The sequence below is a fragment of the Acidiphilium sp. genome, assembly GCF_049977125.1.
Classification (GTDB): Bacteria; Pseudomonadota; Alphaproteobacteria; order Acetobacterales; family Acetobacteraceae; genus Acidiphilium.
In genome coordinates this window covers 1-8800 of the sequence record NZ_JBMFGY010000078.1, presented here as the reverse complement: position 1 = coordinate 8800, position 8800 = coordinate 1, and the positions used below count along the sequence as shown (strand labels likewise).

Genomic DNA, 8800 nt, shown 5'->3' with positions numbered 1-8800 from the left:
TTAATCCCCCTTGCGCCCGCGGCGGCGCAAGATGCGTTAATCCCCCTTGCGCCACCCCCGCCGGTCACGACACAATGCGCCGATGTCCCATCCTCTCGCCCGCCCCGCCGGGATACCGGCCTGATGCTCGAAACCACCGATCCGGTCCCCCCGGTCCCCGCATTGCGCGACCGCGGCTTCGTCGACCGGATCGGCGCGGATCGCGTGGTCGGCTGGGCCTGGAATCCCGAACAGCCCGACCAGACGGTCACGCTCGATGTGTTCGACGGCGAAGACCATCTCCTGACCATCGAGGCCAATCTACCCCGCCCCGACCTGCTTCAGGCCGGGGTCGGCAACGGCAATTACGGCTTCGTCATCGATAATATCGGCGTGTTGCTGCCCAGGTCGCGCCACCTCCTGCACATCCGCGATGCCGTGACACGGGCCGAACTACCCGGCTCGCCGCAATGGGTCATCCGCCCCGATGCCGGGCTCGACGCACCCGCCACCGCCTTTATCGACGGCGTGCTGTCCTCGCTCGCCACCCACGCGACCGCGCCGGCAACGATCGACCACGCGCTCGCGCTGCTGCTCACCCGCCTGAGCGATCTCATCAACGCGCGCCACCGTCTCGACCCCGGTGCCGAGGGCCGCGCCCTCGTCGCGCGCGCCACCCTGACCGGCGATACCGCGCGTCTGGTCGCCGACCTGCTCGCCACCTACCGCCCGATCACCATCGAACCTGCCGCCACCCCGCTGGTCTCGGTGATCATTCCGGTACACGACCATTTCAACCTCACCTACGACTGCATCGCCTCGATCGCCCGCGCCCGACCAACCTGCCCGATCGAAATCATCATCGTCGATGATGCCTCGCGTGATGAAACCATGGTCGCCAGCCTCATCTTCACCGGTGCGATCCGCATCATCCGCCTCACCGCGAACGAGGGGTTCATCGCCGCCGCCAACACCGGCGCCGCCGCCGCGCGCGGCGAGTACCTGTTCTTCCTCAACAACGATACGCTGGTCCATGATCGCTGGCTCGATGCCCTGGTCGAAACCTTCGCCAACACGCCGGGCGTGGGCGTTGCCGGCTCGCGGCTTCTGTTCGCCGACGGACGGTTGCAGGAGGCCGGCGGCATCGTCTGGCGCCTGGGTGATGCCTGGAACTGGGGCCGCGGCCAGGACGCCGCCGCACCGCGGTTCAACTACCTGCGCGATGCCGATTACGTCTCCGGCGCCGCGCTGATGCTGCCGCGCGCCCTGTTTTCCCGCCTCGGCGGCTTCGATCCGATCTATCGCCCCGCCTATTACGAGGACACCGATCTCTGCTTCAAAATCCGCGCGCTCGGCTTGCGCGTCGTGGTCCAGCCGGCCTCGACCATCACCCATCTGGAAGGCGCCAGCCACGGCACCGACCCCGCCGGCACCGGCATCAAGCGCTATCAGGCAATCAACAACCGGGTGTTCTTCAACCGCTGGAAAACCATCCTCGCCAGCCATCGCATGACCGGCGAACACCCCGAACTCGAGGCCGAGCGCGGCGTGCGCCTGCGCGCCCTGTTCATCGACGACGTCATCCTGACCCCGATGGAAGACGCCGGATCGAGCGCCGCGCTGCAACACATCCTGGCATTGCAACACCGCGGCTACAAGGTCACGTTCATCCCGTCATGGGATATGGCGCGATCCGACCCCGCAACCCGCGCGCTCGAAAGCATCGGCGTCGAATGCCTGTACAGCCCGTTCGCCGCCTCGGTCGAGGACGTGCTGCGCCAGAGCACGATCGCGCCCGATCTGGTCTATCTGCACCGGTTTTCCAACGCCGCGAAATACGCCGCCCTGGTGCGCGACCGGTTTCCCCATTGCCGCCTGGTGTTCAACATCTGCGACCTGCAATTCCTGCGCGAGGAACGCGAGGCCGCCCTCCTGCACGATCCCGCCCTGCACGCCAGCGCCGCGCTCAAACGCGAGCGGGAACTGGCCGCGATGCGCCTGGTCGATTGCGTCATCGTCTATTCCACCGCCGAGGCGGCCCTGCTGCGCGAGGCGCTGCCCGCCACCCGGATCGCCCTGGTGCCCTGGGCGGTCACGATCCGGCCGACCACGATCCCCTTCGCCGACCGCGCCGGCTACGGCTTCATCGGCGGTTTCCGCCATCCACCCAATGTCGATGCGATGCAGCATTTTACCAGCGCCATCCTGCCGCATCTGCCGCCCCTGCCGAACCAGCGTCTGGTGATCATCGGCAGCAACCTGCCCGAGACGGTCGCGCGCCTGCACAGCGCCGCGATCGACGTGCGCGGCCATGTCCCCGATCTGGCCGATGCGCTGCATCCGCTCCGCGCCACCATCGCCCCGCTGCGCTACGGCGCCGGCATCAAGGGCAAGGTGCTGGAAAGCTTCGCCCATGGCCTGCCCTGCATCATGAGCGAGATCGCGGCCGAGGGCCTGCCGCTTTCGGGCGATCTGCTCTGGCTGATCGCCCGATCCGATGACGAGTTCCGCGCCAAACTCACCCGCATCCTGACCGACGAGGCCTGGAACCACACGCTCGCCACCGCCGGATTAGCCATGCTCGAGCAGTTTTTCAGCACCGAAGCCATGCTCGAACACATGCAAGCCGCCCTGGCTTAAAGCCTGGACGCCGATCGTCGCAACAGACCGGCGCGATCCCGCTCAAGCTCTATGTTTTTTCGAGCGATTTCATGCGATTATGTTGCTGTTGCTGCGTCAACCTAATCGCATATCGCTCTAACGCAACGCTTCCTTGCGGGCCGCCATCGCGATGGCGATCAGCGTGCCGCCGCCGAACACCATGTCGATGCCGACCAGAAGGCCGAGCGCCCACACCAGCGTCCCCGGAAAACCGGAAATAATGATCGCCGCGAGGATCAGATCGATCACGCCGTTGATCAACATCCATTCCCATTTTCCGGTCATCTGGCGGCGATGGTCGAGCGCGAAGAAAATCATGAAAATGCCGTCGATGATGAAAAACCCGATCAGCACATAGGTCAGCGTGACCAGGCTGCGCAGCGGGTCCCACAGCAGCAGTGACCCGGCAACGATGGCGGCCACCGCCGAGAGCAGCGCCCATTTCCAGCCCGGCGCGCTGCGCGACCCCAGGGTGGCGACCAGACCCATGATGCCGGCGATCATGAACAGCCAGCCGAGGAACAGAGTCGCGGTCAGCCCCGCGATCACCGGCACCGCGACGGCGGCAAACCCGAGCAGCGTCAGCACGATACCCTCGGCCAGAAACATCTTCCAATGCTGGTGCATCGATTTGGCGATCAGATTGCCGATCATGTCGTCGGGAGATTGCTGCAATTGGGACATCGAATGCCCTCCGTGTTGATGAGCCGTATCGTGGCGTATGGCGCAGACATCGGCATCGAAACAGCCGATTACAATGTCCCGCGTCAGCGATAGGCCCCGATCGGCGCGTCGTGCAACCTCCGATGTTTTCCGAACCGCGCCCTAGAGCGATATGCGATTAAGTTGACGCGGCAGCGGCAACATAATCGCATGAAATCGCTCGAAAAAATATAGAGCTAGAGCGTTAAGCTGAAAGCATAACGCTCTAGGCGAGCTCGACCACCTCAACCCGCCGCCCCCGCGCAGGCACGGCAGATCGGGCGCATCGTCACCGGCCAGGGTATCGATATCATCAGCCGAGGCAATCAGACCAGCCGCAGCCAGGTAACATCAGCGGCGGCGTAGGTGATTGGGGCGGGGCGATACTGGTGTGCGGCTCGTGAGGGGTGAAGGTGAAGGAAGATTTCTTTTTCACAAAAACAAGTATTTATCTCACCGCCTCTGTATATTGTAACAGAGCCTCGTTACGCAAACTGTCCGAAACAATGTTTTGACGTATTTGATCGTCCAACACTCATTTACATTGAATTACATCACGGTATCGCGTGTTGAATTGATCTGGGCACGGGCGTGAACCAATTGAGCGATCAGAATTTCGATCAATCGTTTCGCTCCTCGCCCCGGGCGGGGCGCCAATAGGAGTTTTGTGATGCCGGACAGCATGAACACACCGCACCAGCCGCATGTATTGGTGCTCGGCGGTAATTTCGCCGGTCTTGCGTCCGCGCAGGAAGTGCGGCGGCTGTGCGGCGATGGCGTGCGGATTACCCTGATCGATCGGCGGGATTATCTGTTGTTCGTGCCGAATATCTCGGCCGACGTGTTCGAGAACCGCAACCCGGCCGATCACCAGATCGTGCAGCTGCGGCCGATTCTGGAAAAGGGCCGTATTGATTTCATCGAGGCGGAGATCACCACGATCGATGTCGATGGCAAGACCGTCGGTTTCGTGCCGAACGATCGACCGGGTGAGGAAGGCAACACGCTGTCCTACGATTATCTGGTGATCGCGTTGGGCAGCCGGCTGTCGTTCGACCGGATCGAAGGGTTCGCCGAGCATGGTCATACCGTCAGTGATCTGTATCACGGTGAGCGGCTCCGCAAGCATCTGCACGATGGCGGCTACAAGGGCGGCACGGTCGCGATCGGGTCGGCACGGTTTCATCAGGGCAATGGCGCCGCCGGGCTGCAACCCTATCCGGGCGGGTCGATCCCGAACGCGCTTGCCGCCTGCGAAGGGCCACCGCTTGAAATCGCGATGTCGATGGCGACGTGGATGGGCGAACACAAGCGGGGCGGGCCGGATCGCATCACCCTGTTCACGCCGGGCGAGACCATCGCCGAAGATGCCGGCATGAACATCGTCACCAAATTCCTCAGCCTCGCCGGTGGGATGGGCATGCACTACAAGAACAATGTTCAGGACGTCGTGAAACTGACCGCGACCACGATCGAGTTCGCCAATGGCGAGAGCATCGAAGCGGAATTGAAGATCCTGCTGCCGGATTGGGTGGCGCATGATTGCCTGCGATCCCTGCCGATCGCCGATGATCAGGGTTTCATCGTCACTGATCTGTTGATGCGCAACCCGACCTATCGGACCGTGTTCGCCGCCGGCGATTGCGCCGCGGTCACCGTGCCGAAACTGGGCGCGATCGGGCATCAGGAAGCCGAAATCGTCGCGATGCAGATCGCCGCCGACCTCGGGCATATGACCAGAGACGCCGCCGACAAGCCGCTGCAGCCGGTGGTGATGTGCATCGGCGACATGGGGGCGGGCAAGGCGTTTTATATCCGCTCGAACGTGTGGTTCGGCGGCGAGGACGAAGTGCTGGAGATCGGGCGGGTGCCGTACCAGCTCAAAATGCGCTACCGCGACATGTTCATCGCCGGCTCAGGCCGGATTCCGCCGATCGGCATGCTGGTGGCACAATTCGCAGTTGAGCATATCAAGGTTTAGACGCAACGGCGGGGTGATGCTGGTGGGCGGTTGATTAGCAAACAAAAGGGAAGGTAAGGCTTCTTTTTTGTAAAAAAGAAGCAAAAAACTTTCGTTAAATTAGTCCATACTGGCTTCAACAGTACGGACCAGATTAAAAGAAGTTTTTTAGCTTCTTTTTTTACAAAAAAAGAAGTCCTTCCTTCTAACCAGCCAATTCCACCACCTCAACCCGCCGCCCCCGCGCCGCCAGCGCGATCTTGCCGGCCTTGAGCCGGAGCGCATCGGTGCCGAACACATCGGCGCGCCAGCCGCGCAGGCACGGCAGATCGGGCGCATCGTCACCGGCCAGCGCATCGATATCATCGGCCGAGGCGATCAGACGAGCCGCAACATGATGAGCGTTGGCCCGTTCGGCGAGCAGCACCTTCAGCAGGGCGATCAGCGCGGGCGATGGTTTGACCGCATCGCCGGCGCGCGGCAGCAGAGGCAGCTCCCGTTCCGGCAAGGCCTTGGCGCTCGCGATGACGCCGAGCAGCGACACCCCCGATTTCCCTTCCGCGAAGCCACGGGTGATGCCGCGCACCCGGGTCAGGCCCTCGGCGTCGCCCGGCGCCAGGGCGGCGAGTTCGGGGATCTGTTCATCCTTGATCACGCGCTGGCGGGGAATGTTGATCCGCATGGCCTCGCGCTCGCGCCACGCGGCAATCGCCTGAACGATCGCCAGCTGACGGCGGTTGGCACCCCGCAGTTTCAGCCGCCGCCAGGCCTCCGCGGGATCGGTCCGGTAGGTGCCGGGTTCGTTCAAAATGGCGGCCTCCTCGGCAACCCAGTCGATCCGGCCTTCGCGGGCGAGCCGGTCGCGCAACGCCTCATAGACCAGCCGCAACCACGTGACATCGGCGGCGGCATAGGTGATCTGGGCGGCGGAGAGCGGGCGGGCCTGCCAGTCCGAAAACCGGTGCGCCTTGTCGATATGCCCGCCCGCAAGCGATGCGACCAGCGTGTCATACCCGACCTGATCGCCGAACCCGGCGACCATGGCGGCAACCTGGGTGTCAAAAATCGGGGTGGGGACGCTGCCGAATTTCAGCAGGAAAATCTCGATATCCTGGCGGCAGGCATGAAACACCTTGACCACCGCGGGGTTGGCGAACAGCGCGCCGAGCGGCGCGAGGTCGAGGCCCGCGGCCTGCGCGTCGATCACCGCGACATCGGCCGCACCGCCGAGCTGGACGACGCAAAGCTCAGGGTAATAGGTGCGTTCGCGCATGAATTCGGTATCGACCGTCACATAAGGTTCGGTCGCGAGCCGCGCGCACAGGGCGGCGAGGGCCTCGGTGGTGGTGATCAGGACGGGGTTGGCGAAATGTGCATGCGGCTTCATCATAGGGCAGTGCCACGCCCTGTCTTGACAGGAAAGACCCGGGCCGTCCATTTGCCCCTGATTTCATTCAGGACTGGTCCCCGATGCACGAATATCGCACCCACACTTGCGGCGCCCTCCGCGCGGCCGATGCCGGCTCCATCGCACGGCTTTCCGGCTGGGTGAACGTCAAGCGCGACCATGGCGGGTTGCTGTTCATCGACCTGCGCGACCATTTCGGCATCACCCAATGCGTGATCCCGAACGGATCGGCGGTGTTCGCCCTGGCCGAAGCCACCCGGGTCGAAAGCGTGATCACCGTGACCGGCACGGTGGTGGCGCGCGATGCCGCCACGATCAACCCCCGCCTGCCAACCGGCGCGATCGAGCTTCGGGTCGAGGATTTCGTGGTCCAGTCAGCGGCCGATGTGCTGCCGATCCAGGTGGCGGGCGATGCGCAATTCCCCGAGGATCTACGCCTGCGCTACCGTTTCCTCGATCTGCGGCGCGAAAAACTCCATCGCAACATCATGCTGCGGGCGAACGTGATTGCATGGCTGCGGCGCGAAATGACCGCGCGTGGCTTCACCGAATTCACCACCCCCATCCTCACCGCGTCATCGCCGGAAGGCGCGCGCGACTTCCTGGTGCCCGCGCGCCTGCATCCCGGCCAGTTCTACGCCCTGCCGCAGGCGCCGCAGCAGTTCAAACAATTGCTGATGGTCGCGGGGTTCGACCGCTACTTCCAGATCGCGCCGTGTTTCCGCGATGAAGCCAGCCGCGCCGATCGCGCCCCCGGTGAATTCTACCAGCTCGATTTCGAAATGAGCTTCGTCGATCAGGAAGAGGTCTTCGCCACCATCGAACCCGTGCTCGGCGGGCTGTTCAAGACATTCAGCGGCGGCAAAACCGTCAGCGATTGGCCATTCCCCCGCATCGCCTATGACGCGGCGCTGCTGACCTATGGCTCGGACAAGCCGGATCTGCGCAATCCCCTGAAAATCAACGACGTGACGGAAGCCTTCCGTGACTCAGGCTTCGGGCTGTTCGCCAAAATCGTCGCGGGCGGCGGCGTGGTGCGCGCCATCCCCGCCCCCGGCGCCGGGGCCAACCCGCGCAGCTTTTTCGATAAATTGAACGACTGGGCGCGGAGTGAAGGCGCCGGCGGGCTGGGCTACATCGTGTTCGAGGCCGATGGCGCGAAAGGCCCGATCGCGAAAAACCTCGAACCCGCGCGGAGCGAAACCATCCGCGCCGCCTGCGGTGCCAGCCCCGGCGATGCCGTCTTCTTCGCCGCCGGCCCGCGCGATACCGCCGCCAAATTCGCGGGCGCGGTACGGACCAAACTCGGCACCGACCTCGGGCTGATCCGCAACGACGCCTTCGAATTCTGCTGGATCGTCGATTTTCCGATGTTCGAAATGGACGAGGAGACCAAGCAGATCGCTTTCAGCCATAACCCGTTCTCGATGCCCCAGGGCGGGCTCGACGCCCTCAACACCCGCGACCCGCTGAGCATCAAGGCGTTCCAATACGACATCGTGGTCAACGGCGTCGAACTCTGCTCGGGTGCCATCCGCAACCATAAACCCGACATCATGCTCCGCGCCTTCGAAATCGCCGGCTACGGACCCGAGGTGGTCGAGGCCCAGTTCGGCGGCATGCTCAACGCCTTCCGCTACGGCGCCCCGCCGCACGGCGGCGCCGCCCCCGGCATCGATCGCATGGTGATGCTGCTCGCCGATGAACCCAATCTGCGCGAAGTGATCACCTTCCCGCTCAACCAGCAGGGCCAGGATCTGATGATGGGCGCGCCCGCCCCGGTGGATGCCGCGCGGCTGCGCGAATTATCCCTCGCCATCGCCCTGCCCCCGGCCAAACGCCCGGCGGGCTGACCCCCGGATTTTACCGCACCCGTCAAAAAAAAGACCCTGGACCGATAAGTCCAGGGTCAGGCGACAGAACGGGTGCCGGCACCATGCCGGCACCACGGGGATGTTAGAGCATTATCCGATCAGATGGAGTCATCTGATCGGATAAAAATGCTCTATTTATCAATATCCTAGAGCACTAGATCCGATCCAATGGGATCGGAAAGTGCTCTAGAGCGATATGCGATGAGGTTGACGCGG

Annotated in this window: 5 protein-coding genes; 3 read left to right on the top strand and 2 right to left on the bottom strand. The window is 63.6% G+C overall.

The features are described 5' to 3' along the window. Positions 1 to 123: 123 nt before the first annotated feature. Positions 124 to 2619 carry a glycosyltransferase gene (locus tag ACP5E6_RS12100; protein WP_427954491.1) on the top strand — a complete coding sequence of 832 codons (2496 nt, stop codon included), beginning with the start codon at positions 124 to 126 and terminating at the stop codon, positions 2617 to 2619. 117 nt (positions 2620 to 2736) lie between these two features. Here ACP5E6_RS12100 and ACP5E6_RS12095 read toward each other — a convergent pair whose 3' ends face one another. After that, positions 2737 to 3324, bottom strand: a complete 588-nt coding sequence (locus ACP5E6_RS12095; RefSeq protein WP_427954490.1) for an HdeD family acid-resistance protein — start codon at positions 3322 to 3324, stop codon at positions 2737 to 2739. A gap of 688 nt (positions 3325 to 4012) precedes the next feature. Here ACP5E6_RS12095 and ACP5E6_RS12090 point away from each other — a divergent pair. Continuing rightward, positions 4013 to 5323, top strand: a complete 1311-nt coding sequence (locus tag ACP5E6_RS12090) for an NAD(P)/FAD-dependent oxidoreductase (protein WP_427954489.1) — start codon at positions 4013 to 4015, stop codon at positions 5321 to 5323. Between the two features lie 184 nt (positions 5324 to 5507). Here the strand turns inward: ACP5E6_RS12090 and rnd are convergent, their stop codons facing one another. Continuing rightward, positions 5508 to 6689 (bottom strand): ribonuclease D, encoded by a 1182-nt coding sequence (gene rnd, locus ACP5E6_RS12085; protein WP_427954496.1) that lies wholly within the window; start codon positions 6687 to 6689, stop codon positions 5508 to 5510. Positions 6690 to 6772: 83 nt separating this feature from the next. Here rnd and aspS point away from each other — a divergent pair, with 83 nt between their 5' ends. Continuing rightward, on the top strand, positions 6773 to 8563 hold the full coding sequence (aspS, locus tag ACP5E6_RS12080) for an aspartate--tRNA ligase (protein ID WP_427954488.1): 1791 nt from the start codon (positions 6773 to 6775) through the stop codon (positions 8561 to 8563). Positions 8564 to 8800: the final 237 nt, after the last annotated feature.

Excerpts from the sequence above, each read along its gene's own strand:
- ACP5E6_RS12100 (WP_427954491.1), top strand. The coding sequence starts at position 124 with ATGCTCGAAACCACCGATCCGGTCCCCCCGGTCCCCGCATTGCGCGAC.
- ACP5E6_RS12095 (WP_427954490.1), bottom strand. The coding sequence starts at position 3,324 with ATGTCCCAATTGCAGCAATCTCCCGACGACATGATCGGCAATCTGATC.
- ACP5E6_RS12090 (WP_427954489.1), top strand. The coding sequence starts at position 4,013 with ATGCCGGACAGCATGAACACACCGCACCAGCCGCATGTATTGGTGCTC.
- rnd (WP_427954496.1), bottom strand. The coding sequence starts at position 6,689 with ATGAAGCCGCATGCACATTTCGCCAACCCCGTCCTGATCACCACCACC.
- aspS (WP_427954488.1), top strand. The coding sequence starts at position 6,773 with ATGCACGAATATCGCACCCACACTTGCGGCGCCCTCCGCGCGGCCGAT.